Below are 26,440 nucleotides of genomic sequence, written 5' to 3'. Positions count from 1 at the left end.
TAGATACGCAGGCGTCTCCCCTCAAGTTTACGCATCAACCTCGGCATTGAGGGCGTTTTCCTGAATGAAGTCGCGGCGCGGCTCCACCAGATCGCCCATCAGCTTGGCGAACATTTCGTCGGCCTCGTCGGCATGATTGACCTTGACCTGAAGAAGTGTGCGGGCATCCTTGTCGAGCGTGGTTTCCCAAAGCTGCTCGGCATTCATCTCGCCCAGACCCTTATAGCGCTGGATCGACATGCCCTTGCGCCCGGCATCGAGCACGGCGGCCACCAGATCGAGCGGGCCGCGAATGTCGGTCGATTTGTCCTTGCGGTTGAAAATGCCGATTTCATGATAAAGATCACCCAGCGTCTCAGCGCGCTCACCCAGACGGCGCGCGTCGAGGCTGTGGGTCAGCGTATCATCGAGCGCGATCTTTTCCGTCACGCCGCGCCGCGTGCGCGAAAAGACATAGCCGCCCGCGCCGACGGCCCCGGCTTCCACCGTCCACGGCCCATCGCCATCCTGATTCAGCCGGTCGAGGCGTTTGGCCACGCGCGCCAGATCGGCTTCGGAACCTTCAAACCGGGCACTGAACAGGCCCGCCAGCGCCGCCTGCTCCAGCGCGAAGGCAGGGGCACGCATCGACAAACGATCCACGGTCGCCTTGAAGGATTTGGCGGCGCGCACCTGACCGTCGAGATCGCGCGCGGCGATCCGTTCGCCATTGCGCAGTTCGAGCATGGCGTCGCCAATGCCTTCTTCGATCAGGTAATTATCGAGCTCGCTATCGTCCTTGACGTAGCGCGAGGTCTTGCCCTTGGCCAGCTTATAGAGCGGCGGCTGGGCGATATAGAGATAGCCGCGATCAATCAGTTCCGGCATCTGGCGGTAGAAGAAGGTCAGCAGCAGGGTGCGGATGTGCGCGCCATCGACATCGGCATCGGTCATGATGATGATCTTGTGGTAGCGCAGCTTTTCGATATTGAAGTCGTCGCGCCCGATACCGGCGCCCAGCGCCGTGATCAGTGTGCCGATCTGCTCGGACGACAGCATCTTGTCGAAACGGGCGCGCTCGACGTTCAGCACCTTACCGCGCAAAGGCAGGATGGCCTGATTTTCGCGGTTACGGCCCTGCTTGGCCGAACCCCCGGCGGAATCGCCTTCGACGATGAAGATTTCCGACTTGGCCGGGTCGCGTTCCTGACAATCGGCCAGCTTGCCGGGCAGGGAATTGATGTCGAGCGCCGATTTGCGCCGTGTCAGTTCGCGCGCCTTACGGGCGGCTTCGCGGGCGGCGGCGGCCTCGACGATTTTTGACACCACCATCTTGGCCTCAGCGGGATTCTCCTCGAACCACTGGGCCAGCTTGTCGTGCACCAGACCCTCGACGGCGGGGCGCACTTCGGAGGATACCAGCTTATCCTTGGTCTGCGACGAGAATTTCGGATCGGGCACCTTCACCGACAGGACACAGGTCAGGCCCTCGCGGGCGTCTTCGCCCGACATGGTCACCTTTTCGCGCTTGGAGGTGCCGGTCGATTCCATATACTGGCCCATAACGCGCGTCAGGGCGCCACGGAAGGCGGCCAGATGGGTGCCGCCGTCGCGCTGCGGGATGTTGTTGGTGAAGCACAGCATGGTTTCGTGGTAGCTGTCATTCCATTGCAGGGCCAGATCGATCTCGATCTTGTCGCGCACGCCGCGCACAGAAATCGGCTCCTTCATGATCGAGGTCTTGGCCTTGTCGAGATGGCGCACAAATTCGACCACGCCGCCATCATAGTGCAGGATGATCTCATAGGGTTCGGCATCGCGCAGGTCGGCGAAGCGGATATGGACGCCGGAATTGAGGAAGGCCAATTCGCGCAGGCGGTGTTCGAGCGTCTTGCGGTCGAAATCGATAAAAGCGAAGGTGCCGGTATCAGGGCCGGTCTTCAGGCTGGGCAGGAAGGTGACCACCGTGCCGGTCAGGGACTGGCCCGCGCGCGGGCCTTCGGTGCGGATCGGCGCATCGCCGGTGACGTGGATCGCCTCGACCGTATCGCCCAGCTCGAAGCGGCCCTCGTGCATCTTACCGTCGCGGTAAATCTTCAGATCAACGAAATCGGACAGGGCATTGACCACCGATACGCCGACGCCGTGCAACCCGCCTGACACCTTGTAGCTGTTCTGGTCGAACTTGCCGCCGGCATGGAGCTGGGTCATGATGACCTCGGCGGCGGAAACACCCTCGCCTTCGTGGATACCGACCGGCATACCGCGTCCGTCATCGCTGACCGAACAGGAGCCATCGGCATTGAGGATGACCTCGACGCGCGTGGCATGGCCCGCCAGCGCTTCGTCAATGGCATTATCGACCACTTCATAGACCATATGGTGCAGGCCGGAGCCGTCATCCGTGTCGCCGATATACATGCCGGGGCGTTTGCGGACGGCGTCGAGACCCTTCAGAACCTTGATCGAATCAGCGCCATATTCGCCCTGCATCGCTTCTGTCGTTTCCGGCATGTCGTCGCTCATGCAAAATAATCCATTCAGTCAATAAAATCAATAAATTGCCCGGCCTCTAGCGCTACACCCAGCGCGCGCGATTTCAGGCCGTCGAACAGGCCCAGATCGGTGCCTGTAAAGAAGGTTTGTAGGCCCAAAGCATGTGTCTCGTCAAACAATGCGTGACGCCGCAAGGGATCGAGATGGGCGGCCACTTCGTCGAGCAACAGGATCGGGGAGGCGGCATTGGGCTTGGCCGCCAGCCTCGCACCCTTGCCCTTGGCCAGTCTCGCACCCTGGGCCAGGATGATATTGAGCAGCAAGGCCTTTTGCTCGCCGGTCGAGCAATCGGCGGCGCGGCGCTTCTTGTCACGATGCACGACGGCCAGATCGGCGCGGTGCGGCCCGAACAGCGAACGGCCTGCCGCCGCATCGCGCGAACGGGCGGCGCGAAAGCCTGAGGCTAAATCGTCCGGGTTCGGATCATTTGGCGCGGCGGCATTGATCAATGACAGATCGGCCTTGGGGAAGGCCGAATGATGGGTTTCGATCTCGGCTTGCAGGGCGTCGAGCGCGCTGTGGCGGGCCGACATCATGCGCGCGCCGTGTTCGCTAAGGCGCTGTTCGAGGATGGCCAGCCAGGCCTCGTCATAAAGGCCTTCGGTCAGCAGTTTCAGGCGTTCACGCAGGGCCTTTTCATAGGCGCTGACCGTGGTGGCATGGGCGGGAAAGGCGGCATAGACGAGGCGGTCGAAAAAGCGCAGGCGCTCGGCGCGCGCCTCGATAAACAAACGATCCTGCGCCGGGGTCAGCCAGATCAGGCGGACGTGATCGAGCAGGCGGGCGGCGGTGACGGTTTCGCCCTCCAGCCGGATCAGGCGCTTGGCCGGATCGCGGGGATCGGAGCCGGTCGATAGCCGTACCTCGTCCTCGCCCGCACAGAGCCGCGCCGCCACGCCCCAGCCGCGCCCGCGCGCCTCATCGGGCAGGCGGCGGCCGAGATCGGCAAAGGCCGCGCCGCGCAGGCCCTTGCCGGGATTAAGCACGCTGATGGCCTCTAACAGGTTGGTCTTGCCCGCGCCATTGGGGCCATACAGATAGACGCTGCGCCCGGCCACGGCGAAATCGAGCCGTTCATAGGAACGAAACTCGGTCAGGGACAGGTGTTGCAGGGCGTGGGGCGTGGGCGCGGTCATGACAACACCCTCCTGCCCCGTTTACGGGGAAGGTGGCAGGCGCAGCGCCTTGCGTGGCGGATGACGGAAGGGGGAATTCTTAGGTAGCTCAAGCCGGATGGCGGCGTCCCGCGCCAATAGCCCCTTCCGTCTTTTTGGCCGGATGTCTCCGGCCAAAAATCCACCTTCCCCGTAAACGGGGCAGGAGGGTGAAGGTTGCCCATATCGCGCCTTTTCCTACACCCTTAACGGCATCAGCACATATTGCACGCCATTATCGACCGGATCGAGCACCAGGGTTGGCGAGGAGGCGTCGGAGAAGCGCAGCTCGACCGTATCGCCGCCGATCTGGCCCATAACATCGAGGATGTAGCGGGCATTGAAGCCAATATCGAGCGACTCGTTGTCATAGTCGATCTCGGCCTCTTCGACGGCCTGACCGGCTTCGATATTGCGCACGGACAGGGTGAGGCGACCCGCTTCGATCGTCATCTTCACCGAGCGCGATTTTTCCGCCGAAATGGTCGAGACGCGATCAACCGCCTTGGCCAGAACGCCGGTATCGACCGTCATCACCTTGTCATTATTCTTGGGGATGACGCGGCCATAGTCGGGGAAGGAGCCGTCGATGATCTTCGAGGTCAGCGACGCCGCGCCGAACTGGAAGCGAATCTTGGCCGGTGAAATGGTCAGGTCAACATAGCCCGTGCCGTCATCCAGCAGGCGGCGGGCCTGATCAATCGTCTTGCGCGGAATAATGACGCCGGGGCCGCCTAAAGCGCCTTCGGGGGCGGGCATTTCGGCCAGCGCCAGGCGGTGGCCATCGGTGGCGACAGCGCGTAAGTAGTTGGAGCCGTCTTCGCTCAACGAATGCAGAAACAGGCCATTGAGATAATAGCGCGTTTCCTCGGTGGAGACGGCAAAGCGCGTCTTGTCGATCAGGCGTTTCAGATCATCGCGCAGGATGGCGAAGGTGACGCCGTCGTTTTCGTTCGACATAATCGGAAAATCGCCGGCGGGCAGCACCGGCAGGGCGAAACGCGAACGTCCGGCTGAAACCGACAGGCGCGGATCGTCGCCCGCCGAGAATTTCAGCTCGACATCGGCACCTTCGGGCAGTTTGCGAACGATTTCATAGAGAGTATGGGCAGGCGCGGTGATCTGGCCCGGCACGTTGACGATGGCTTCGGCGGTATCGACGATTTCCATATCGAGATCGGTGGCCGAGAAGGCGACCGTATGGCCTTCGGCGGACAACAGGACGTTGGACAGGATGGGGATCGTGTTGCGGCGTTCAACGACGTTCTGGACGTGGCCCAGGGCCTTGAGCAGAGCGCCGCGTTCGATGGTGAATTGCATCTTGCAGTCCTGTTGGAATCTGTGTTCGGCCCGGGCCGGGAGGCGGAGATTAGACGATCAGGCAGAAATATCAAGAATATGAATGGGGTTTGGGGCCTGTGGCCCCAAGGTCTTTAACTATTCCTGAGTTTTCTCGTCAGGGCCTCGACATCGCGGGCGATCTGATCATCTGAGGTCAGCAATTCCTCGATCTTCTTGACGGCGTGCAGCACGGTGGTGTGGTCGCGCCCGCCGAAGCGGCGGCCAATATCGGGATAGGAGCGCGTGGTGTGCTGCTTGCACAGCCACATGGCCACCTGACGCGGGCGCGCCACCGAACGGGTGCGGCGTTCCGACAGGAGATCGGTTTGCTTCAGACCGAAATGGTCGGAGGTCAGTTTTTGAATCTCATCGACCGTCACGCGGCGTTCCACCGCCACCTTCAGGTTCGGTTGCAGCAAGGCCATAGCTTCTTCCAAAGTCAAACTCCCTAGACGCGGCCCAGCGGACGCCACCAGGGTATTGACCGCACCTTCAAGCTCGCGGATCGACCCCGGCACACGCTCGGCCAGAAAATGTAAAACATCGGCGCGCGGATGCGCCATACCCTCAGAGCCTGCATTCATGGCGCCGAGGCGCTGCGAAAGCTGGGCCAGCTTGCGCTCGACGATACCCATGCGCAGAGTCTGATCGGCCACATCGAGCGCGCAGACCAGCCCGGACGACAGATGCGAACGCAGGCGCGCCTCGATCTCGGTCAGTTGCGACGGCGGCCGGTCGGCGGTGAAGACGACGCGGCTGTTATTCTCGATCAGCGCCGTCAGGGTGTGAAACAGCTCTTCCTGCGAAGAGGTCTTGCCGCCGATGAAATGGACATCATCGACCAGCAGAAGATCCGCGCCGCGCACCTCTTCCTTGAAGGCCGAGGTCGAGCGATCCATCAGGGCGCGTACAAAGGTGGAGGTGAATTTTTCCGCCGTCAGATAGACGATTTTGGCATCGGGGCGGCGTTCCCTGGCCTCCCAGCCAATGGCGTTGAGCAGGTGCGTCTTGCCATAGCCATAGGGGCCGTGAAAGAAGACCGGGTTGAAATGGCCATCGGCCCAGCTCGCCACCTGACGCGACATCGAATAGGCAAATTCATTGCCGCGCCCGGATACGAAGCTGTCGAAGGTCAGGCGTTCCTGCAAGCCATTAACCCGCCCTGCCGGGGGCACCACCGCCGCGACGGGAAGGGGAGCCGGCGCTGCGGCCATCTGGGGCACGGCTGTGGTATCGCGCACAGCCTCTTCATATTCGATGCGCGCCTTGATATCGAGGATGCGCGATTCTGAATCGTGTTCGCTCCACAGTTCCTGGGCGCGGCGCATGGCGTTTTTGGACAGCCAGTCACGGGCATAGATGGTGGGCGTCACCAGAATGGGATCGCCATAGGGGCCCGGCTTGACGCACGACGGCGCCACATAGGAATTGAACGGCCCGTCTCCCAGTTCACGCCGGAGGATGGACGCCACTTTAGACCATACCGTTTCAGGTAGGATCGGCGACCAGCTTGTCATGCTTGGCATTGTTGTTTCGCCCCGATCATTTTGCCCTCACCACTCTACGCCTACATACTACATACCCGAAACAGCCACCGGCCGAAACAGCCACCGGCCGAAACAGCCACCGGCCCCGTGTCTTTCCGTCACAGGTTCTGGCTCGCATCCGCCGCCCTCACCACAGGCCGCCGTCTGCTCACCGGATCAATGTCATGTCCGGCGCGCGCCGGACTGGCCTCTTGCCGCCTCCGCTACCGGTCGTGCCGACGGGCAGTCTTGGCATATATCTCTCAGTTTTCGCCGCTCGCTTGTGTGCCGTGCCGGAACGCCGTTTTCGCGCTTAAGGCGAATGGGGTGCCGCTGGTTTGAACCGTTTGACCCGCGCCGCGACCGCAAAGACAAAGCGATCCCGGCCAGCGGACAGGGGTCCGCAGGACAGGCGAGGAATGGGCCTCGCCACCTGCCACATAAAGCTGAACTCTCGCGTTCGAATCGCCGGTGGAGGCGGCAAAACCGCCATCCGCACGCCGTTCGGAAAGCGACCCCGAAAAAGGTCGCAAAGCTATGTAAAGCCCCGGTTTCCGAAAACCTTTCCGTCAGTGTCCGGCGGGGTTTTTCACGCCCCGTGTCCCTGGCTGCCGGTAAGGCTCCAAACGCCGCCCAAATCCTCCGTATCGGGATGAGTTGAGCGGGGAGAGCGCCAAATTAACGCGCTTGAGGCCGGGGTCAATGGCCTTATTTATCCCCAAGGGCTGATATTTTTGTTGACTCCTATAAGCCGTTCGCCCGCAAAGAGAAATTAAGACAATTTTAAGTGAGAGTTTTTTATCGCCACAGGGGCCGATAACAGACGCAACAAATCCCGCGCCCGCAGGTGCGTGCGTGAGATTTGTTATGATAGTTGATAGGCAGATAAAGCCGTTCGTGGCAGCGCCGGGCGTGGGTTTTCACACGCCTTTGGCCTGCCGCTCAGACAGGCTTCAGGCCAGGCTCAGCTTCTTGAGGCGAGCGGCCAGACGCGACACCTTGCGCGCGCCGGTATTCTTGTGCACCACGCCCTTCGACACGGCGCGCATCAGTTCGGACTGCGCCTCGATGAAAGCCGTCTTGGCCACGGCGGCATCGCCGGCGGACAGGGCTTCTTCAAACTTGCGCATGAAGGTACGCACGCGCGAGCGGCGCGCCGTATTGACTTCGGTACGGCGGGCGATCTTGCGGATCGCTTTGCGGGCGCCGGGATTATTGGCCATTCATCACCTAAAACTGACGAGTATAAAAGGAAACGCCTTCGTGCCGTCAGAAACGGACGAAAACGTGAATTTCAAGGGGGCGGGATATAACCGATGATCCAGCCCCGGTCAATGCACGGCCCGGCGCTTTTCGTCGCAACGTGCGAATATTTATGCACATGCGTGGATGGTGGGCCTTATCGCCGCCTCTTGCAGGCCGCCCTTATAGCGCATAAAAGCGGGCAAAGGGGAGACATTCATGCCGAAAGCGCAATTTGATCGCCGCGCCGTGATGACCGGCCTGCTGGCCCTGGGTGCTGCGTCCCCTGGCCTGTGGCCCGTCGTGGCGCAGGCCCGTCCGCGCATCGGCGCGGTGGCCCCGGCCTTTACCCTTTATACCTTCGATCATCGCCGCGTGACCCTGGCCGATCTGAGCGGCAAGGTGGTGGTGCTCAACTACTGGGCGACATGGTGCGGGCCTTGCAAGCATGAGATGCCTCTGATCGATGCCTATGTGCGCCAGTATAACAAGACGCACACCCGCCATGACCTGATGGTCTTTGCCGTCACGGTGGACAATACCGTACCGGATGCCGAGCTTCAGCCGCTGGCCGATCAGTTGTCGTTTCCGCTCGTCACCCGCATCGACGGCAATTACGGCACGATCGATGACGCCGTGCCGAGCAATTACGTCATCGATCGCTCAGGTGTGCTGCGCTATGCCAGGGCCGCGGCCTTTGACTATGACAGCTTTGCCGCCACGGTGGGGCCGCTGCTGGCCGCGCCCGCGCCCGATCTGTCTTCGGGCCAGATTTAGAGCGTTTCCCAAAAAGTGGATCTAAACCTGGCACGTCGCGCAAAAAAACGTCGAACGGCCCTGATGAATCTTGCGTTCGATGATCCCGCCGTCAGGACGCGGGCAGGGCTGGCCCTTGCGGTCATAGACGCAGAAATGATGCTGGAAATAACCAAGCTCGCCCGATGCGGCGGCAAAATCGCTGATCGATGAGCCGCCCGCCGCCACGGCCTCGGTCAGAACCGAACCTATGGCGGCCACCAGCCCCTCGGCCTGTTCCGGCGTCAGGTCGCGGGCCAGCCGGTCAGGGCTGAGGCGCGCCCGCCACAGGGCTTCGCAGACATAGATATTGCCAAGTCCGGCGATCAGGCCCTGCGCCATCAAAAGCGCCTTGAGATTAAGAGCGCGGCCATGCGCGCGTTCCAGCAGATAGGCGGGCGTCAGATCATCGGACAGGGGCTCGACGCCCAGCCCCTGAAACCACTTGCTTGCATAGAGTTCATCAGGCGACAGCAACAGCATGAAGCCAAAGCGGCGCGGGTCGAAATAATCGATCCGCGCCGTATGGCCATCCTTGCTGGCCAAAAGCTGCACATGCAGATGCTTTTGGTCGGGGGCTGTCTGATAATAAGGATTGGACACCGGCGTTTCATCGACACGAAACCGCCCGGTCATGCCGAGGTGCGTCACCCAGACGGCCTGTGTATCGAGCCAGGCCAGCAGATACTTGGCCCGCCGTTCCAGCCGCACGACAGACGCCCCGTTAAGCCGCTCGGCGAAATCGGTCGGAAACGGATAGCGTAATCCGGCGCGAAACAGCCGCACATCCGACAGTTTCGCGCCTTCGAGAACAGGGGCCAGCCCGCGCCTGACGGTTTCGACTTCGGGCAGTTCGGGCATGGCTTATCCTTTAGTTCGGGCGTTGCACAAAGCGGCGGGTCAGGGCCGCCCGGATGCGGGCATGGGCGTCAGTCGAGGCGGGCCTGACAAAATCATAGCCGATGGCGCGCCAGTCGGGATCGTCCGGTTCATAGCCGAGGCGCGGCAGGATGGCCATTGAGGTGACGAAAACCTGATGGCGGTAGGGCAGAAGGACACCGCCCGCCTGTTGATGATGGGTGCGCGCCTCGTCATAACCGGCAAACCAGGCATTGAGCGAATCCTTCAGGCCGGGCGCGGCGAAGATGTCGGAAAAATCGACGCCTTCGCAGGCCAGCTTGAGCGAAGTCCAGTTGTCATAACCGGCTTCGGTGGCGATGACGGCCAGCGCGTGCTTGAGCTGCATCCGGTCGGGTGTGCGCCGGCTGGCCAGACGCGCAAAACGCTGCATGGCCTCGGCGTGACGCAGTTCGTCATCGCCGCGCATGGCCTTCAGCAGCCGCACGGCGTCGCGCCGGTAAGAATCGAGGGAAGGGGTGCCGTGTTCGGGCATGGGAAGTCTCCTTTGCGAAAGGCCTCATCCCCAACCCGGAAAGGCCACAAAAGAGCAGATTGTCATCGGCAGTCCTGTCGATCGGGATGGCGCACGCCTTTCGCGGGGCAGGGCCTTCCCGACAGGCCCGATGCGCAAGCCCTTTACGCCCGGCGCGCCCAAAAGGCAAGGGGCGGCTCAAAACCCATTCATTAGGATTATGTTCACCTCCTGCGCCAATGATGGCGACACCAGGAATTATCACGGATTCGACGTGCGCAGCTCAGGCGAAAACCTCCCGGCTTCCCAAGGCGTTCCCGACATAACGGAGGCTGACGGCCCCGATGCGCGTCAGCTACTGGTGCGCCGGCCTGACGCCTATGCCGACCGCTGGTGGCAGAGCGAGGACGGCCTGCGGCTTTATGCGCGCGACTATCCCGCCGTGGCCGGGCGCGTGCGCCTGCCGGTGATCTGTCTGCACGGCATGACGCGCAACAGCGCCGATTTCGACGAGGTGGCCCCCTATATCGCCGCTATGGAGCGCCGGGTGATCGTGCCCGATTTTCGCGGTCGCGGCCTGTCGGAAAATGACCCGGATGCCAGCCATTACCATCTGTGGGCCTATGCGCGCGATGTCTTAAGCCTGTGCGATGCGCTGGGTATAGGTCAGGCGGTGTTTATCGGCAATTCGATGGGCGGGCTGGTGACGATGGTCTTGTCCACCCTGCGCGCCAATCTGATCAGGGCGGCGGTGCTCAATGATGTGGGGCCTGCGCTGGCCCCCAAAGGACTGGCCCGCCTGTCCGAACTGGCCGATCAGCCGCAGGTGGCGATGCGCACATGGCCTGAAGCCGCCGCCGTCATGGCCGAACAAAACGGCGCTCACCATCCCAAATTTGCCGAGGCCGACTGGCTGAAATTCGCGCGGCGCGCCTATCGCAAGGGCCGCGATGGCCTGCTGCATCTGGCCTATGACCCGCGCATCACGGCGGCTTTCAAAAGCCTGACCGTGGCGATTGATCATTATGATCTGATGCCCTGCTATGCCAGCCTGGCCGCCGCCCGGCCCCTGCTGCTGATCCACGGCAAGCTGTCCGATCTGTTGGGCGAAGACGAAATCGCTGTCATGACCGCCATGTCGGATCATCTGACCCGCGCAGATGTCAGCCATGTCGGCCATGCGCCCCTGTTGACCGAAACCCAGGCGCGTCTCGCGCTTCAGGATTTTCTGACCTCGCTGGCGTAAAGGCGGAGGAAGATTCCGGTTTTTCGGATATATCGAAAGCCCTGCGCTCTAGAGCGGTCTGCATTCTGATTGAATCGGTCAAAGGCATGCAAACCGCTCTAGATTTTACATTTTTCCGCATCTCGCATTCAATTTGTAAGTCAAATTAAACGCTCGTTGCTCTAAGTTTTTGTTTTATCGCTCTTCCTTATCCAAAAAGCGGATTCACTTTTTGGGGAAACCCTCTAACCTTGCACCGAAGCGATACGCGCAGCGATTCCGGCGGCGGCGGCGCGGTTCTCGACACCCAGCTTGACGAAGATCTGTTCGAGATGCTTGTTGACCGTGCGGGCGCTGATATTGAGGATTTCGCTGATGTCGCGGTTGGTCTTGCCGCGTGAAATCCACAACAGAACCTCGGCCTCGCGCGGCGTCAGGCCCAGCATGTCCTGAAGGGCGCGTTGTTCCATGCCGGGCGTGGTTTCACTGAGGCGGAACAGATATTCGCGCGTCGAGGCCTGACCGAGCAGGGTGATGTCCAGCTCGCGCGCCCCCGCATTCATCTTGCAGGCGGGCTGTTCGGCCATCAGAGGCGCGGCCCCGGACTGGGCGATCAGCCGTGCCGCCGCCTGACCTATGGCGTCGGCGTCGGGCAGCAGGCTGGCCCATTCGGCCAGCAGGCCCGATGCTTGCGGCGTCAGCCACAGCATCTGGCCGGAAGCACCTGTGGCCATCAGCCGCCGCCCGGCCGTATCGAGCGCGCTTCGCGCCCCCAGTGTGGCGCGGGCATTGGCCAGGTGGATGGCGATGCGCGCCAGCAATTCATCAATGACCACCGGCTTGGTGACATAATCGACGCCGCCCGCCTTCAGCCCGGCCAGCACATGCTCGGTTTGGGTCAGGCCGGTCATGAAGACGACGGGCAGATGCTGCGTTTCCGTCGCGGCCTTGATGCGGCGGCAGGTTTCAAAACCATCAAGCCCCGGCATCAAAGCATCGAGCAGCACCAGATCGGGCATGAGGGTAGCCAGTTTGGCCAGCGCCTCATGGCCATCACGGGCGGGCACGGCGGTATAGCCCGCACCGCCCAGCGCTGACACCAGCATATCGAGCGAATCGCCATCGTCATCGACGACCATGATAAGGCCATGCGTCATGATGTGGCCTCCGCCTCCGCCTGCGCCCAGTCCACCGCCAACAGCGTGCCGATCCGTTCCAGCAGGGCCTCGTGTTCATAGGGCTTGGTCAGGTAATCATCGTGCGGATCGTCGTCGCGGCGCGGGCGCTGGAAATCATGGGCATTGGCCGAAATCATCAGGATGGTCAGGTCGTCGCCATAGGTTGCGCGCAAAATGCGCGCCGTTTCCCAGCCATCCATGCCGGGCATGGCGATGTCGAGGATCACCAGATCGGGCAGGGCATGCGCACAGGCGGCCAGGCAGGCCTCGCCATCGCCGACCCCCTGATAGTCGAAACCGAGCGGTGCCAGCAGATTGCGCAGCAGGTCAAGCTGTTGCAGATCGTCGTCGGCGGCCAGCACCGAGCGGCGCGGCCCGGTATAGGCGGTGATGCGGCACTTAGTGCTGCGCGCGGACGACGGTGCCTCGGAAAACAGCATTTTGAGGCAAAACCGGCTGCCCTTGCCCGGTTCGCTATGGACGGTGATGTCGCCACCCATGATCTCGGCCAGCATCCGGGTGATGGTCAGGCCCAACCCGATACCCGGCTCTTCGCGCACCGTGCCGACGCGCTCGAAGGGCTCGAAAATGCGCGCCAGATCAGCGGGCGCGATGCCAACGCCGGTATCGGTGACCTCGATCTCCATCACCGGATTACGCCAGCGGACGCTGAGCCGCACCTCGCCCTCGGATGTGTATTTGATGGCGTTCGACACCAGATTGATGACGATCTGGCGCAGTTTTTTCTCGTCGGTAAAGACGTGCGACGGCATGGCGGGCAGGGGGTCATAGACGAAGCGGATGCCCTTGGCCGTGGCTTGCAGGCGAAACATTTCGGCGATCTGATCCAGCAATTCGGCAAGCGGCGTGGCGGCGCGCTCGATCCGCATCGAGCGGTTTTCGATGCGCGAAATATCGACCAGCCCCTCGATCAGGTGGACCAGATGGGCGCTGGAGCGGCGGATGACGCGCACGGCATTATCGAGATGCAGGCCCGGATCGCGCTCCAGCAACTGGGCGTAACCGGCAATGGCATTGAGCGGGGCGCGGATTTCGTGGCTGACCCCGACAATGTAGCGGCTCTTGGCCAGATTGGCGGTTTCGGCCACCTCCTTGGCCTGTTGCAGGGCTTCGTCGGTGCGGCGGTGGGCCTCGATCTCCTCATTGAGCATGGCCGTCTGGCGCTCGGTTTCCTCTTCGGCGGCGCGGCGGCTGTCCTGCGCCAGCACGAAATACCAGGCCGCGAAACCGCTGACGGCGACGAGGCACAAAAACACATAGCGAAACAGATTGCCGAGCGCGGCCCGGTCGGCAATGCCCACCGGCTGTTGCTCGATCAGGAACAGGATCAGGGCGATGATGCAGATCATGGCCGTGAACATCATCACGAAGCGCGCCAGCAGCCCGTAGGTCGATTCGGCGAATTTGGCCGGAATGAAGCGCCTGAAAAGCCCGGCGGCCTGATCGACCACGCCCGCCCCCGGTTTGCAGGCATCGTGGCAGCGCGCTTCCAGCGTGCAGCACAAAGAACAGATGGCCCCGGCATAGACCGGGCAATGGGCCATGTCGTTGGGCTCGAAGCTGTTTTCGCAGACGACGCACATCAGGCTGGCCTTGCCTGCGGGCGCGCTGGGCTGGCGGGCCAGATAATAGCGGCCCTTGGTGGCCCAGGCGATCAGCGGCGCGGCCACGAAGGAGGTGCCAAGCCCGATCAGCGGTGAAAACACGGCGATCACCGGCCCGAACACATGGGTGAAGCACAGGGTCGAGGCGACCAGCGACAGGGCCATCGCCCCGATGCCGACCGGGTTGACGTCGTACAGATGGGCGCGTTTGAATTCGATGCCGCGCGGCGACAGACCCAGCGGCTTGCTGATGACCAGATCGGCGGTGACGGCGCCAAACCACGCCACGGCGAAATTGCTGTAGAGCGATAATATGTGTTCGACCACATTCTGGATGCCGAACTCCATCAGCATCAGCGCCACCATGACGTTGAAGATCAGCCACACCACACGCCCCGGATGGCGGTGGGTCAGGCGCGAAAAGAAGTTCGACGAGGCGATGGAACCGGCATAGGCATTGGTGACATTGATCTTGACCTGACAAATGACCACGAACAGGCCGGTCAGCAGCAGGGCCAGTACCGGGTTGCCGAACAGGGCCTTGAACACGCCGAAATACTGCATGGTCGGGTTGGCGGCATCGACGAAGGCAAAACCGGCGTGTATCATCAGGACGGCCAGCACCGAGCCGATCACGATCTTGACGCCGCCCGGCAGAATCCAGCCCGGCCCGGTCAGCAACAGGGCCGACCACCAGCGGCCCTTGCCGACCTTTTCCATCGTGGGCAGAAAGCGCAGATAATCAACCTGTTCGCCGATCTGCGGCAGGAAGGACAGCAAAACGGCCACGGCGACGCCGAAACCGACAATATCGGTGGCCTGACCGGCGGCCTGATCGTGCAGGCCGTTATGCCCCACCCACAGCGCCAGGGTTTCGCGGCCATGCAGGGCCAGATAGATCAGCGGTGCGCATTGCAGGATCAGCCAGACCGGCTGGGTCCAGTTTTGCAGGCGGCCAATGCGCCGGAAGCCATAGGCGGCAATCGGCAAAACAATGACGGCGGCGATGATATAGCCAAGCCACAGCGGCAGGCCGAGGCATAGCTTGAGCGCCCCCGCCAGAATCGCGCCTTCGATGGAAAACAGGATGAAGGTGAAGGAGGCATAGACCGACGAGGTGAGGGTGGAGCCGAGATAGCCAAAACCTGCGCCGCGCGTCAGCAGATCCATATCAACGCCGTAGCGCGCGCCATAATAGCAGATGGGCAGGCCGCACAGCAGGAAGATCGCCGCCACCAGCGCCAGGGCGGCGGCGAAATTGCCAAAGCCGTAATTGAGCGTCACCGTGGCGCCAATGGCTTCGCAGGCCAGAAAGGCGATGGAGCCTAAGGCCGCATTGGCGACATAACGGGTGCTGCGGTTGCGCGCCTTTTCGGCTGTGTAGCGCAGAGCATAGTCTTCGAGGGTTTCGTTGGCGACCCACTGATTATAGGTGCGCCGCGTGCGGACAATCCTCTGGCGGCGTGTGGAAATAGCCTCTTCGCCCGTCACCCCGGCCTCCCGCATCCGCGAATGCCAGATAAGCCTCTGCCGCATGAATCGGGGCGCAAGCCGGTAACGCGGATGTGCAGGGCCATGATCATCATCTCCGGGTGCGGTGTCCGCCTGTATTATTGAAGCTATTTCATACCTTAGCGGCAAGTTATCGCTTCGTCCATGACCGCAAAAACGTCCGGATGCGTCATTTGACGTATTGCCGGTCGGATTGAGGCCGCCCTGCATCCGCCTACGTCAAACACCCCATAGCGTCATTCATTTCGCACTGCACACTAAAGCCCAGCCAACCGGAGGGGTTGGGTTGCACATGCGGAGAAAAAAAGTGATGAAAAACTATCTTCTGGCCGGGGGCCTTGTCAGCACGTTGGCGCTTCTGGCGATGGCTGGCGCGGCCAGCGCCGAAACCACATCGGGGCCGACTTTAAGCGGTGGCGTCACCTTCGCCAGCGATTATCGCCTGCGCGGCGCATCGGTCAGCGACAACCAGCCGGTGATTCAGGGCAGTCTGGAACTCGACGTGCCGGTCACGACCGGCTTTAAAGTGTTTGCCGGTATCTGGGGGTCGAGCCTTGATACGCAGGCCGGCGCCGGGGCTAATGAAACCGATCTCTATGCCGGTGTCGGCGGCAAGCTGGGCGTGGCCGACTGGAAGGCCAGCTATCTGCGCATCGATTTTCAGGACGCCAATACGCTGAGCTTCAACCAGTATGCCGCCTCGATTGGCGCGCCGGTCGGGCCGTTCAATCTGGGCTTAGGCGTCGTGCATGATGACTATAAGGTCGGCGACAGCACCTATGAATATGGCACCGCCGCCTACACCCTGCCGCACATCCCCCTGACCATCAAGGCGCTGATCGGCCACGAAGACGGCATCAACTGGGACAATAAGCAGAACTGGGAACTGGGCGCCTTCTATACCTATAAGAAGGTCACCTTCGGCGCCAATTACGTCGATACCAACAAGACCTCCCTCAATTCCAAAGGCAAGAACCGCGCGGGCGGTGCCGTGATCCTGTCGGCCAGCGCCGGCTTCTGAGCCCATACGTCAAATGACACATGGCGGGGCCTGCGGGCGCGCCATACCCTTTGCCGGAAACGGCCCGTGGCGCGGCTTAAAACGGCCCGCACAACATAACGGAGATCAACATGTTACATAAATCCCTTGGGGTATCGGCCCTGGCCCTTATGATGGCGGGCACGGTACTGGTTTCGGGTTGCAACAAGCCCGCCTCTGACGCGCCTGCCGCTTCGGCCAGCGCCGACGCCAACGGCCCCGTCAAGGTCGGCATCCTGCAATCCCTGTCGGGCACGATGGCGATCAGCGAAGTGACCGTCAAAAACTCAACCCAGATGGCCATTGATGAGATCAATGCGTCGGGCGGTGTGATGGGCAAGCAGATCACCGCCGTGGTCGAGGACGGCGCATCCGATCCGGCCATCTTCGCCCAGAAGGCCGCCAAGCTGATCGAGGGCGACCATGTGGTCACCGTCTTCGGCGGCTGGACCTCATCGAGCCGCAAGGCCATGCTGCCCGTCTTTGAAAAGGACAAGAATCTGCTGTGGTATCCGGTGCAGTTCGAGGGCAATGAATGTTCGCCCAACATCATGTATTCGGGCGCCCAACCCAATCAGCAGATCCTGCCCGCCTATGACTGGGCCAAGGAAAAGGGTTATAAATCCTTCTTCCTCGTCGGCTCCGACTATGTCTTCCCCAGAACCGCCAATCTGATCCTCAAAAAGCATATCGAGGCCGACAAACTGACCTTGAGCGGCGAGGAATATCAACCGCTCGGCGGCACCGACTTCTCCGGCGTGATCGCCAAGATCCGCGCCGCCCATCCCGATGTCATCTTCAACACGCTGAACGGCGATTCCAATGTCGCCTTCTTCAAGCAGCTCACGGCGGCGGGCCTGAGCCCCAAGGTGATGCCGGTGATGAGCTTCTCGATCGGCGAACAGGAGGCTCAGGCGATGGGGCCGTCGCTGGTTCAGGGCAGCTATGCCGGCTGGAACTACTTCCAGTCGCTCGATAATCCCGAAAACGCCAAGTTCGTGGCCGCCTATAAGGCCAAGTTCGGCGCGGATGCTGTGACCACCGATCCGATGGCCCACGGCTATCTCGATGTCTATATCTGGAAGGCCGCCGTCGAAAAAGCGGGCAGCTTCGATCCGGCCAAGGTGCGCGCCGCCGCCGTGACGCTCGACGCGATCCCCACCCCGATTGGCGACGTCAAGTTCATCGCCAATAACAGCCTCGTCCAGACCGGCTATATCGGTCAGGCCGACGCCAAGGGCCAGTTCAAGATCCTGTGGAGTTCGAAAGGCCCGATTGACCCCAACCCCTATGATCCGCTGGCCTTCCCCGGCAAGACCTGCACGATCAACTAGGGGCCATGATTCCTGCATCACCGACATCTTCCCTTCTCCTTGTTTAAGAGAAGACGGTGGCCGGAACAGTGGAGGCCGGATGAGGGGTTTGGTCAGGCATCAGGAATGCCCCTCACCCGGTCGCCTTCGCCAAGGCTCAGCTCCCGTCCTCTCCCCACATGTGGGGAGAGGGGAGGGGAGAGATAGCAAGGGGCCTTCCCGAGCCCCTGATACCAAATGGGGGGCGTCTGTCCGTTCCGTCATCGCCTGATCCACGGCGCTGGCGGAACGGGCGGGCCGTTCGCCACAAGCGTATTTTTTTGAACCGGATTTCACACCCTCATGGACATCACCTTTCTAACGGGTCAGGTCTTTAACGGCTTCAGCGTCGCCTCTTTGTACATATTGGCGGCGCTCGGCCTTGCGCTCAGCTTTGGCCTGATGCGCGTCATCAATATGGCGCACGGCGAAATCCTGATGGTGGGCAGCTACCTCGCCTATCTGACCATCCACTTTATTCCGGGGCCGTTGGGCATTTTCGCCGCCGTCGTGGTGGCCTTTCTCGGCACGGGCCTGCTGGGCGGTTTTCTGGAGGTGACGCTGGTCAGCAAGCTGACGGCCCGCCCGCTCGATACATTGCTGGCCACCTGGGGGGTGAGCCTGATCCTGCAACAGGCGGCGCGCAATATATTCGGCGCGACCGGTGTTTCGGTCACCGCGCCTGCCTGGCTCGACGGGGCCGTCAGTCTGGGCTCGCTGCAATTTCCACTGACGCGCCTGTTCATCATGGCCGCCGCCGTGCTGGTTCTGGGCGGACTGGCCATGTTTCTGCGCTCGACGCGTGTGGGGCTTCTGGTGCGCGCCGTCAATCAGGATCGCGCCACGGCCTCGGCGATGGGGGTCAATGTCCGTCAGGTCGATGCCTTTATCTTCGCGCTGGGGGCGGCAGTGGCAGGCGTCGGCGGCGTCATGCTGGCCCTGTTGGGGCCGGTCACGCCCAATGTCGGCCAGAGCTATATTGTGACGGCCTTTCTGGTTGTCGTTCTGGGCGGGCTGGGCAGCCTTATCGGCACCACGATTGCCGCCATCATGATCGGCCTGTTCATGGCCCTGGCCCAGATCTTCGTCGATGTCAGCATGGCGCAGGTTCTGACGCTTCTGTTCGTCATCATCTTCCTCCAGTTCCGGCCTCAGGGCGTTATTGCGGTTCGCTCCCGCGCATTAGATACCGAGTGAGGCGCGTCATATGTCGTTGAAAAAATTTCCATTCTTCGCGGTTTTTGGCGTTCTGGCCGTCATGCTGGCCATCTCCGCCCCGTGGTGGCTGCCCAGCTATGAGCTGAACCTGACGGCGCGCTTTCTGGCCCTGTCCCTGACCGCCATCGGCCTGTCTTTGCTGTGGGGCGAAGGCGGCGTCCTCAGTCTGGGGCAGGGCATCTTCTTTGGCCTCGGCGGCTATGTGCTGGCCATGAACCTGAAGCTGGCCGATCTGGCTCCCGGCGACATGCCGGACTTCATGATGTGGTCGGGCGTCAGCCACCTGCCCGCGTGGTGGGCGCCGTTTCGCAATCCGTTCGTGGCGGTGGCGGGCGTCTTTATCATCCCCGCCGCCGTGGCCGCCCTGTTTTCGTGGGCGATGTTCCGCAGGCGCATCGGCGGCGTCTATTTCGCCCTGATCACCCAGGCCCTGGCGCTCGGTTTTTCGACCCTGGTGATCAGCCAGCAGGGCACGACCGGCGGCTTTAACGGCCTGACCGATTACCACACCCTGTTCGGCTTCGATCTCAACGCCCACGCCACCATACTGGCGCTCTACTGGCTGACGCTCGGCCTCGTGGTGGCGGCCTATCTCGGCGTGAGGTGGCTGCTGGCCTCGCGCTTTGGCAAGCTGTTGCGCGCCGCGCGCGACGGGGCCAACCGCATCCGCTTTTTAGGCTACGACCCCATGCCCTATAAGGTGGTGGCCTTTACCGTGGCGGCGCTGCTGACCGGCGTGTCGGGCGCGCTTTTCACGCTCCATTCCGGCGTGATCTCGCCCGCCCTGATCGGTGTGGTGCCGTCGATCGAAATGGTGATCTGGGTGGCCATCGGCGGGCGCAACAGTCTGGCGGGCGCCATTATCGGCACGCTTCTGGTCAATTTCGCCAAGGATACCATTTCGACGGCCCTGCCCGATGTCTGGCTCTATCTGCTCGGACTTTTGTTCATCATCGCCGTCACCGTGATGCCCAAGGGCATAGCCGGCATGTTTGCCGCTTTCGAGGGCCGCAAGGGGGAGGTGAGGTCATGACCACCGCCCCCTTGCTGCAACTGGAAAATATCACGGTCGATTTCGACGGCTTCAAGGCTATCGACAATCTCAGCCTGACCATCGAAAAAGGCAGTATGACCGTAGTGATCGGCCCCAATGGCGCGGGCAAATCGACCATGTGCGACGCGGTGATCGGCCGGGTGCGCCCCACGTCGGGCCGGGTGCTGTTTCATGGCGAGGCCATTGAGCGCGAGCCGGAACATCGCATTGTCGGGCGCGGTATCTGCCGCAAGTTCCAGACGCCAGGCGTGCTGGTGGCGCTCAGCGTCTTCGATAACCTGCTGATCGCCGCCACGCGCGACCGGCGCTGGTGGAAAAGTTTCGGCCGTTCCGGCGAGGCGCAGGCCCGCGCGCGCGCCGAAGAAATTCTGGAAACGGTCGGCCTCACCGAACGGCGCGAAGCTCTGGCGGGCGAGCTGTCGCACGGCGAAAAGCAATGGCTGGAAATCGGCATGGTGGTGGCCACCGAAGCCGAGCTTCTGCTGCTCGATGAACCGACGGCGGGCATGGGGGCGGCGGAAAGCACCCTGACCGCCGAGATCGTCAAGAAACTGGTGGGCCGCCATGCCGTTCTGGTCATCGACCATGACATTGATTTCGTGTCGCAGCTCAATGGCCATGTGGTGGTGCTGCATCAGGGCAAGCTGCTGCGCGAAGGCACGCTCGATCAAATCCGCGCCGATGAAGAGGTGGCGGCCATCTATCTGGGGAGAGCCAAATGACCGATCTCGTCAATCTGCGCATGGTGGGGGCCGCCTATGGCAAGGGTCAGGTGCTGTGGGACGTGGCCTTTGATATTCGCCCAGGCGATGCGGTGGCCGTGCTGGGCCGCAATGGCGTCGGCAAGACGACCCTGATGAAGACGATCATGGGCCAGTTGCCCGTGCTGGATGGCAATATTTATATTCGCGGCCATGATGTCACGGCCATGAAGGCGCATGAAAGATCGCGCGCCGGGATCGGCTTCGTGCCGCAGGGCCGTCATATTTTTCCGCATCTCAGCGTGACCGAAAATCTGGAGGTCGGTCTGTCGGCCCTCAGCCGCAAGGGCTTTACCGGCCCGAAAAAAGTGCCCGAATACGTCTTTGACCTGTTTCCGAAACTGGCCCAGATCGCCCACCGCAAGGCGGGCGTGTTGAGCGGCGGCGAACAACAGCAACTGGCGATTGGCCGCGCCCTGGCCGGTCAGCCGTCGCTCCTGTTGCTCGATGAACCGGCGGAGGGCATCCAGCCCAATATCGTCCAGCAGATCGAGGAGTCTTTGCGGCGTGTGCGCACCGAACTGAATGTCGCCATCCTGATTGTTGAGCAGAATCTCGATTTCGCCTGGTCGTTCGCCGACCGCTATTTCGTCATGCAGCGCGGGCGCATCGTCAAGGAGGGCAAGACCGCCGACGACAGCGCCGACACCGTGGCGCATCTCGTTCATGTCTAAAACGCCGATCTTCTGAAATCGGATTGACGCTCTAAGTTTTTTTCGCTCTTTCTTACCCAAAAAGGGGAACCACTTTTTGGGTAAGCGCTCTCGGACGGATCGATATTCAGCCTGGAGCGGTTTGCATTCTGATTGAATCGGTCAAAGGCATGCAACCCGCTCTAGATTTTACGTTTTTCCGCATCTCGCATTCAATTTGTAAGTCAAATTAAATGCTCGTTGCTCTAGAGCGGTCTGCATTCTGATTGAATCGGTTAAAGGAATGCAACCCGCTCTACATTTTACGTTTTTCCGCATCTCGCATTCAATTTGTAAGTCAAATGAAACGCTCGTTGCTCTAGGGCTGCAAGGTGGGCCGGATCAGGCTCTGGTCATAGCCGAGCTGGCGGACGCGCGTATCGATCATGGCGCGCGTCGCCGGATCGGGATGGGCCACGCGGCTCAATATCCACAGATAACGGCCCGAAGGTTCGCCGACAATCGACCAGCTATAGTCAGGCGCATGATCCAGCACCCAATAGTTGCCGACATAAAACGGCCCGAAGAACGAGACTTTCAGCTTGGCATTGCCGCTGTCCGGCACCACCTTCGCCTTGCCGTGCGCCACTTTTTCGCGGCCATCCAGCCCGCCTGAGCGGCAGCTATTGGTAATGTCGATCCTGCCGTCATCGCTTAAGCTATAGCTGGCGGTCACGGCCTCGCAATCGCGCTCGAAACGATTTTCGTAACGGCCGATCTCATACCATAATCCGGCATAGGCCTTGATGTCCACATCGCGCGCCGGTTGCGGCACGGCGCGGTTGCCGACCGGCATGTCGGCGCATCCTGCCAGAAAAGCCATTCCGGCCACGACAGCGACTCCGGCGGCCAGCGGCAGGACAAGAGGATGAAGCTTCATGGACTATCTCCCGAAATCTGACATTCAGGCATGGCTCAGGCGGCGTAAGAATACAATGCGGGAGCCTTGCCGTGACCGGGTCTAGCCGGGGGCCTGTTCGCGCGTCCAGACCTGCGATTTGCAAAATATTTTCATGACGCATCCCTGCAATTTCAAGGCATTGCCGGTGACAGTGGCCGAACCCTCATAGGTCTTGTCAGCCTCGGGATCGGTGACCTGACCGGTATAGAGGCCGCCCTGACCTTTCAGGATGCCGATCTGCTTGCCGGCATATTTGCCGTCCATCAGCGTGATGCAGAAGCTGTCGCCGCAGGGCGCGATGCGCGCCGTATCGCCTTTCAGCGTTTTCCAGTTGCCCTCAATGGGCTGAGCGGCCAGGGCCGGCCCGGCCCATAGCAGAAGGGCGGCGGCCGCGAAAACCGTTTTGGGCAGCATATTCGTCGTCTCCTCACAGACCTGGTGTGGCCGCAGAGTAACTGACGTTGACGAAAACGTAAAATAATTTCGAAATCTTGACGTTAGCGTCAGTTAAAACTTGACGCTTTCGTCAAGTGTGGGATCATTCGTGCAGGCCGAGCTTTCACAACGGCACTGAAATATCCAACAGGTAGATTGCGCTTCAGGAGACTTCCGATGACTGCCATCAAGACCGCCGCTTCGGCTCTGGCCCTTGGCCTGGGATGCAGCGCCCTCATGACCGGTGCGGCCCAGGCCGCCGGTTTTTATCTGCAAGACCTGTCCGCCCGGCAGGCGGGCAGCGCCTTTTCCGGCGCGGCCACGGCGCAAGGGCCTGACGCCCTGTGGTGGAACCCGGCCTCGATTGCCGGCACCACGACGAAACAATTGTCGTTCGGCGCGGCCTATATCGCGCCCAAGGGCACGGTCAATGATACGGGTTCGGTCATCGTGCGGCCCGGTCAGGCTCCGGCCTCGGTGGGCGGCAATCCGTCGGCGAAAGGCCCGATCCTCAACGGCGTCCTGCCCAATGTTTCGTTTTCGATGCCGCTCAATGACCGCGTCGCCGTGGGGCTGACCGTCAATGCCCCCTATAGTTTCGAGACACACTATACCGGGGATAGCTGGGCGCGTTACAATGCCGAGAAAACCCGCCTGACCACGGTGGACATCCAGCCGACCATAGCCTTCAAGCTCAATAACTGGCTGAATGTCGGCGTCGGGATCAATGCCGAATATACCAAGGCCACGCTCGGCAACAAGCTGCCCAACCTGTCGCCTGCCCTGCCCGATGGCGATCAGGTGCTGGAAGGCGATGGCTGGGACACCGGCTGGTCGGTGGGTGCCCAGGCCCATTCCGGCAAGCTGGTGGCGGGCCTGAGTTACAAGTCGGCCATCAAGCATAATCTCAAAGGCACGGTGAATATATCGGGCCTGCTGGGGCCGCTGGCCGCCTCCAATATGACGCAGGACGGCGTGACCGCCGATTTCTCGACGCCGTCGCAACTGACGGCGGGCCTGTCCTATCAGGCCACGGACAGGCTGGCCCTGCATGGTCAGGTGACGAATTTCGGCTGGAGCAAGTTCGACGCCATCACCCTGGGCGCGCCGTTTAATCAGGCCATTCCCGAAGATTACCGCGACACCACCAGCGTGGCCGTGGGTTTCGACTATGTGATCGACCCGAAGTGGACGGTACGCGCCGGCGTGCAGACCGACCCGACCCCGACGCGCGATGGCCACCGCGATGCGCGCGTGCCCGATTCTGACCGCATCGACTATGCCATCGGCACCACCTGGCAGATGACGCCCGCCTTCGCCATCGACGCCGCCTTCACCTATGTCGGCTTCAAGAAAACCCAGCTCGACTATACCACCGCCGCCTATGCCGGAACGGCGGCCCAGACGCCGATCCTCATCAATGGCGCGGTCAATGATGCCAAGGCCACCGTCTTCATGCTGGGCGGCCATTACAGCTTCTGATCCGCCTGATTCTGATCTGCCTGACTGAAACCGCGATTCCCACCTTCAGCCGTTACGCGCATAACCCCGCGTAACGGTTTTTCTTTTACCGCGCGCTTACCGCCACTCCCGGCCTTAGGCACTGAGCCTTTGCAGCTTTTGGCCTACACCTGATCAGGCAAACCCGCCCTGTCAGGAGTTCCGTTTATGACCGATCCGCACATCATGGCCAGTCCGTCTGAAACGCCCGACGGCGTGCCCGCGCCTGAGCCCGAAAACAATCCGTCACCTGAGCCCGCGGAAAACCCCGAACTGCCGTCGGAAATCCCGCCCGTATCTGATCCCGAAATGTAATCCGGTGATCGCGCCGGGATGAAAACCGTGCAGCCAGCTTTAGAGGATATGCGTCCATGCAAGCCCAGATCATTCCTTTCCCACAGATTATCTCCGGCCCAAAACACGCGCCGCGCGGCGAAGCGCCTATTCGTCAGGTCAGTATCGACGGCGAATATTTCGAGGACGATCTGCCGCCCGTGCTGTTCGATGCCGAGGAAGAGCGTGAAGACCTGGCCTATGAACTGGGCGTCTATGTCCAGATGGCCGATCACTGGAACGATTGAGGCACATCATGGCACAGACCGGCGGCGGCTCATTCGCAAAAACCCTGCTCATCATCATCCTGCTGGTCATCGTGGTCGTGGCGGGTGTCTGGCTCTATAACGCCCATAACCGGCCCACCGCCGGTCAGCAGATCGGCAAGGCCATCGACGCCATCCCGCCTGCTGTATCGAGTGCGACGGCTGACCTGACCGATTCCTCAGCCTATTCCACGGCGGGCGAAGCCGCTTCCAGCGCCGTATCGAAAACGGGGGCTGCGGCCTCCTCGGCGGTTTCGGAAACCTCGGCTGACATCAAGGCGGCGGTCAATAAGCAAAAGCAGCAAAACGCCAGCAGCTCGTCGCGCGCGGCCTATTGATAAAAACGAAACGCACACCTCACCTGACCTGTTACAGCGCTACGGCCCTCCTCCGACCGTATGGCTTATGACAGCGTGAAGGGAGCAAGGGCCGCGCTCTTGTTCCCTCTTTCTTTTTTCGTTTACGTCTTTTAGAAATTCTCCTCTTTTGTGATCACTTTTTCAGGGCATCTGTTTGCATTTAGAGACAACTGAAGGCACAGCAGGTTTCCTTCATATAGCGTGACTGGTAATATAGCTTCATGACTCCCGATGATCTGTCCTCGCCAACCCACGACGAAATCCGTGAGTACCTGCACAGGCAGATGCTGTCGTCGGTGTCGCACGATCTGAAAACGCCGCTGGCCACGATTATCGGCTCGCTGGAAGTCATGACCATGCTGTATGACCGCCTGAGCGAGGAAAAGCGCAAATCGCTGATTTCATCGGCCCTGACCGAGGCCTTCCGGCTCGACTATTTCATCACCAATATTCTCGACATGGCCAAGTTCGAGGCCGATTCCGTTAAGCCCCGCTTCGAGGCGGCGCGTCTGGGCCAGATGATTCAGGACGCCCTGGCGCGCATGGGGCCGCTCAAAACCAAAGGCGAAATCCGCATCACGGCCACCGCCGCCCGCGATGAGCTGACCACTGATCCGATGCTCGGTTCGCGTGCCATCGGTCTGGTGCTGCACAATGCCTTCAAATTCGGCGGTCGCCGGGAGGGGCGCGTCACCGAATCGCCCGTGATCGAGGTGCAGTACGGCGTGGCCAATGGCGAAGGCTTTGTGCGCATCCGAGACCACGGCGACGGCATTCCCGACAGCCAGCAGGTGGCCGTGTTCGATAAATATATGCGCCTGCAAAAAACCGATCAGCAAAATGCCGGCACAGGGCTCGGCCTGACCATCTGCCAGTCGATCATGCGCCTGCTCGGCGGGCGCATCGAGGTGGCCAACCACCCGGACGGCGGAGCCATCTTCACCCTCTTCTATCCCGATCAGAAAAAGCTGTAGCCCCACACCAATCCATAAAAAAGCCGCCCGTCTGGGTTTTCCAGAAGGGCG

At 61.4% G+C, this 26,440-nt stretch carries 24 protein-coding genes; 13 read left to right on the top strand and 11 right to left on the bottom strand.

Translation table 11 applies throughout. The features are described 5' to 3' along the window. Positions 1–27 precede the first annotated feature (27 nt). From gyrB to rpsT, 5 genes are all read right to left on the bottom strand, one after another. A complete protein-coding gene (gyrB, locus tag QB905_RS10030; RefSeq protein ID WP_282974849.1) occupies positions 28–2,505 on the bottom strand; it encodes a DNA topoisomerase (ATP-hydrolyzing) subunit B in 2,478 nt (825 codons plus the stop codon). A 14-nt stretch (positions 2,506–2,519) separates the two neighbouring features. After that, positions 2,520–3,671 carry a DNA replication/repair protein RecF gene (gene recF / locus QB905_RS10025; protein ID WP_282974847.1) on the bottom strand — a complete coding sequence of 384 codons (1,152 nt, stop codon included), beginning with the start codon at positions 3,669–3,671 and terminating at the stop codon, positions 2,520–2,522. A gap of 216 nt (positions 3,672–3,887) precedes the next feature. After that, entirely contained in the window at positions 3,888–5,009 is a 1,122-nt protein-coding gene (gene dnaN, locus QB905_RS10020; RefSeq protein ID WP_282974845.1) for a DNA polymerase III subunit beta, read from the bottom strand. A 113-nt stretch (positions 5,010–5,122) separates the two neighbouring features. After that, positions 5,123–6,547, bottom strand: coding sequence for a chromosomal replication initiator protein DnaA (gene dnaA, locus QB905_RS10015; protein WP_282975614.1), 1,425 nt, complete (start codon positions 6,545–6,547; stop codon positions 5,123–5,125). 962 nt (positions 6,548–7,509) lie between these two features. Next, complete coding sequence (gene rpsT / locus QB905_RS10010) at positions 7,510–7,779, bottom strand: 30S ribosomal protein S20 (protein ID WP_282974843.1); 270 nt, start codon at positions 7,777–7,779, stop codon at positions 7,510–7,512. 238 nt (positions 7,780–8,017) lie between these two features. Between rpsT and QB905_RS10005 the strand changes: the two genes are divergently transcribed. Then, positions 8,018–8,575, top strand: a complete 558-nt coding sequence (locus QB905_RS10005) for a TlpA family protein disulfide reductase (RefSeq protein WP_282974841.1) — start codon at positions 8,018–8,020, stop codon at positions 8,573–8,575. Between the two features lie 21 nt (positions 8,576–8,596). On the opposite strand, the gene mutM is transcribed toward QB905_RS10005, so the two are convergent. Continuing rightward, on the bottom strand, positions 8,597–9,454 hold the full coding sequence (gene mutM / locus QB905_RS10000; RefSeq protein WP_282974839.1) for a bifunctional DNA-formamidopyrimidine glycosylase/DNA-(apurinic or apyrimidinic site) lyase: 858 nt from the start codon (positions 9,452–9,454) through the stop codon (positions 8,597–8,599). Between the two features lie 10 nt (positions 9,455–9,464). After that, the gene (locus QB905_RS09995) at positions 9,465–9,986 is read right to left on the bottom strand and encodes a hypothetical protein (RefSeq protein ID WP_282974837.1); all 522 of its coding nucleotides are present in this window, start codon (positions 9,984–9,986) and stop codon (positions 9,465–9,467) included. A gap of 199 nt (positions 9,987–10,185) precedes the next feature. Here QB905_RS09995 and QB905_RS09990 point away from each other — a divergent pair, with 199 nt between their 5' ends. Beyond that, positions 10,186–11,211, top strand: coding sequence for an alpha/beta fold hydrolase (locus QB905_RS09990; protein ID WP_282974835.1), 1,026 nt, complete (start codon positions 10,186–10,188; stop codon positions 11,209–11,211). Positions 11,212–11,435: 224 nt separating this feature from the next. Here QB905_RS09990 and QB905_RS09985 read toward each other — a convergent pair whose 3' ends face one another. Continuing rightward, entirely contained in the window at positions 11,436–12,347 is a 912-nt protein-coding gene (locus tag QB905_RS09985; RefSeq protein ID WP_282974834.1) for a DNA-binding response regulator, read from the bottom strand. After that, a complete protein-coding gene (locus QB905_RS09980; RefSeq protein WP_282974833.1) occupies positions 12,344–15,529 on the bottom strand; it encodes a hybrid sensor histidine kinase/response regulator in 3,186 nt (1,061 codons plus the stop codon). Before QB905_RS09980 ends, QB905_RS09985 begins: the two co-directional genes overlap by 4 nt. Before the next feature lie 286 nt (positions 15,530–15,815). Here QB905_RS09980 and QB905_RS09975 point away from each other — a divergent pair, with 286 nt between their 5' ends. From QB905_RS09975 to urtE, 6 genes are all read left to right on the top strand, one after another. After that, a complete protein-coding gene (locus QB905_RS09975) occupies positions 15,816–16,526 on the top strand; it encodes a TorF family putative porin (RefSeq protein ID WP_282974831.1) in 711 nt (236 codons plus the stop codon). 110 nt (positions 16,527–16,636) lie between these two features. Further along, positions 16,637–17,878: an urea ABC transporter substrate-binding protein gene (gene urtA, locus QB905_RS09970; RefSeq protein WP_282974829.1), complete on the top strand. Its 1,242-nt coding sequence runs from the start codon at positions 16,637–16,639 to the stop codon at positions 17,876–17,878. Positions 17,879–18,199: 321 nt separating this feature from the next. Continuing rightward, entirely contained in the window at positions 18,200–19,093 is an 894-nt protein-coding gene (gene urtB, locus QB905_RS09965) for an urea ABC transporter permease subunit UrtB (RefSeq protein WP_282974828.1), read from the top strand. Positions 19,094–19,103: 10 nt separating this feature from the next. Beyond that, entirely contained in the window at positions 19,104–20,147 is a 1,044-nt protein-coding gene (gene urtC, locus QB905_RS09960) for an urea ABC transporter permease subunit UrtC (protein ID WP_282974826.1), read from the top strand. Continuing rightward, entirely contained in the window at positions 20,144–20,890 is a 747-nt protein-coding gene (gene urtD / locus QB905_RS09955) for an urea ABC transporter ATP-binding protein UrtD (protein WP_282974824.1), read from the top strand. Before urtC ends, urtD begins: the two co-directional genes overlap by 4 nt. Next, a complete protein-coding gene (gene urtE, locus QB905_RS09950; RefSeq protein ID WP_282974823.1) occupies positions 20,887–21,603 on the top strand; it encodes an urea ABC transporter ATP-binding subunit UrtE in 717 nt (238 codons plus the stop codon). The genes urtD and urtE overlap by 4 nt, the downstream gene beginning before the upstream one ends. Positions 21,604–21,940: 337 nt before the next feature. Here urtE and QB905_RS09945 read toward each other — a convergent pair whose 3' ends face one another. Both QB905_RS09945 and QB905_RS09940 read right to left on the bottom strand, forming a co-directional pair. Then, positions 21,941–22,501: a lipocalin family protein gene (locus QB905_RS09945; protein WP_349252565.1), complete on the bottom strand. Its 561-nt coding sequence runs from the start codon at positions 22,499–22,501 to the stop codon at positions 21,941–21,943. Between the two features lie 81 nt (positions 22,502–22,582). Next, the gene (locus QB905_RS09940) at positions 22,583–22,936 is read right to left on the bottom strand and encodes a DUF2147 domain-containing protein (protein WP_282974822.1); all 354 of its coding nucleotides are present in this window, start codon (positions 22,934–22,936) and stop codon (positions 22,583–22,585) included. Positions 22,937–23,134: 198 nt separating this feature from the next. Here QB905_RS09940 and QB905_RS09935 point away from each other — a divergent pair, with 198 nt between their 5' ends. The 5 genes from QB905_RS09935 to QB905_RS09915 all read left to right on the top strand — a co-directional run bounded on the left by QB905_RS09935 (position 23,135) and on the right by QB905_RS09915 (position 26,389). Next, entirely contained in the window at positions 23,135–24,439 is a 1,305-nt protein-coding gene (locus QB905_RS09935) for an OmpP1/FadL family transporter (RefSeq protein WP_282974820.1), read from the top strand. A gap of 186 nt (positions 24,440–24,625) precedes the next feature. After that, positions 24,626–24,772, top strand: coding sequence for a hypothetical protein (locus QB905_RS09930; RefSeq protein ID WP_282974818.1), 147 nt, complete (start codon positions 24,626–24,628; stop codon positions 24,770–24,772). Between the two features lie 56 nt (positions 24,773–24,828). Then, entirely contained in the window at positions 24,829–25,038 is a 210-nt protein-coding gene (locus QB905_RS09925; protein ID WP_282974816.1) for a hypothetical protein, read from the top strand. Positions 25,039–25,046: 8 nt separating this feature from the next. Continuing rightward, positions 25,047–25,394, top strand: coding sequence for a hypothetical protein (locus QB905_RS09920; RefSeq protein WP_282974813.1), 348 nt, complete (start codon positions 25,047–25,049; stop codon positions 25,392–25,394). Between the two features lie 242 nt (positions 25,395–25,636). Further along, positions 25,637–26,389 (top strand): sensor histidine kinase, encoded by a 753-nt coding sequence (locus QB905_RS09915; protein WP_282974812.1) that lies wholly within the window; start codon positions 25,637–25,639, stop codon positions 26,387–26,389. Positions 26,390–26,440: the final 51 nt, after the last annotated feature.

It is taken from the genome of Asticcacaulis sp. EMRT-3, from assembly GCF_030027245.1.
Lineage (GTDB): Bacteria > Pseudomonadota > Alphaproteobacteria > Caulobacterales > Caulobacteraceae > Asticcacaulis.
The sequence above is the reverse complement of the archived record's forward strand: the minus strand, read 5'-3'. Positions and strand labels throughout refer to the sequence as shown.

Bases quoted from the DNA above. Each gene is read 5' to 3' on its own strand.
- gyrB (WP_282974849.1), bottom strand. From the start codon at position 2,505: ATGAGCGACGACATGCCGGAAACGACAGAAGCGATGCAGGGCGAATAT.
- recF (WP_282974847.1), bottom strand. From the start codon at position 3,671: ATGACCGCGCCCACGCCCCACGCCCTGCAACACCTGTCCCTGACCGAG.
- dnaN (WP_282974845.1), bottom strand. From the start codon at position 5,009: ATGCAATTCACCATCGAACGCGGCGCTCTGCTCAAGGCCCTGGGCCAC.
- dnaA (WP_282975614.1), bottom strand. From the start codon at position 6,547: ATGACAAGCTGGTCGCCGATCCTACCTGAAACGGTATGGTCTAAAGTG.
- rpsT (WP_282974843.1), bottom strand. From the start codon at position 7,779: ATGGCCAATAATCCCGGCGCCCGCAAAGCGATCCGCAAGATCGCCCGC.
- QB905_RS10005 (WP_282974841.1), top strand. From the start codon at position 8,018: ATGCCGAAAGCGCAATTTGATCGCCGCGCCGTGATGACCGGCCTGCTG.
- mutM (WP_282974839.1), bottom strand. From the start codon at position 9,454: ATGCCCGAACTGCCCGAAGTCGAAACCGTCAGGCGCGGGCTGGCCCCT.
- QB905_RS09995 (WP_282974837.1), bottom strand. From the start codon at position 9,986: ATGCCCGAACACGGCACCCCTTCCCTCGATTCTTACCGGCGCGACGCC.
- QB905_RS09990 (WP_282974835.1), top strand. From the start codon at position 10,186: ATGTTCACCTCCTGCGCCAATGATGGCGACACCAGGAATTATCACGGA.
- QB905_RS09985 (WP_282974834.1), bottom strand. From the start codon at position 12,347: ATGACGCATGGCCTTATCATGGTCGTCGATGACGATGGCGATTCGCTC.
- QB905_RS09980 (WP_282974833.1), bottom strand. From the start codon at position 15,529: ATGCGGCAGAGGCTTATCTGGCATTCGCGGATGCGGGAGGCCGGGGTG.
- QB905_RS09975 (WP_282974831.1), top strand. From the start codon at position 15,816: ATGAAAAACTATCTTCTGGCCGGGGGCCTTGTCAGCACGTTGGCGCTT.
- urtA (WP_282974829.1), top strand. From the start codon at position 16,637: ATGTTACATAAATCCCTTGGGGTATCGGCCCTGGCCCTTATGATGGCG.
- urtB (WP_282974828.1), top strand. From the start codon at position 18,200: ATGGACATCACCTTTCTAACGGGTCAGGTCTTTAACGGCTTCAGCGTC.
- urtC (WP_282974826.1), top strand. From the start codon at position 19,104: ATGTCGTTGAAAAAATTTCCATTCTTCGCGGTTTTTGGCGTTCTGGCC.
- urtD (WP_282974824.1), top strand. From the start codon at position 20,144: ATGACCACCGCCCCCTTGCTGCAACTGGAAAATATCACGGTCGATTTC.
- urtE (WP_282974823.1), top strand. From the start codon at position 20,887: ATGACCGATCTCGTCAATCTGCGCATGGTGGGGGCCGCCTATGGCAAG.
- QB905_RS09945 (WP_349252565.1), bottom strand. From the start codon at position 22,501: ATGAAGCTTCATCCTCTTGTCCTGCCGCTGGCCGCCGGAGTCGCTGTC.
- QB905_RS09940 (WP_282974822.1), bottom strand. From the start codon at position 22,936: ATGCTGCCCAAAACGGTTTTCGCGGCCGCCGCCCTTCTGCTATGGGCC.
- QB905_RS09935 (WP_282974820.1), top strand. From the start codon at position 23,135: ATGACTGCCATCAAGACCGCCGCTTCGGCTCTGGCCCTTGGCCTGGGA.
- QB905_RS09930 (WP_282974818.1), top strand. From the start codon at position 24,626: ATGACCGATCCGCACATCATGGCCAGTCCGTCTGAAACGCCCGACGGC.
- QB905_RS09925 (WP_282974816.1), top strand. From the start codon at position 24,829: ATGCAAGCCCAGATCATTCCTTTCCCACAGATTATCTCCGGCCCAAAA.
- QB905_RS09920 (WP_282974813.1), top strand. From the start codon at position 25,047: ATGGCACAGACCGGCGGCGGCTCATTCGCAAAAACCCTGCTCATCATC.
- QB905_RS09915 (WP_282974812.1), top strand. From the start codon at position 25,637: ATGACTCCCGATGATCTGTCCTCGCCAACCCACGACGAAATCCGTGAG.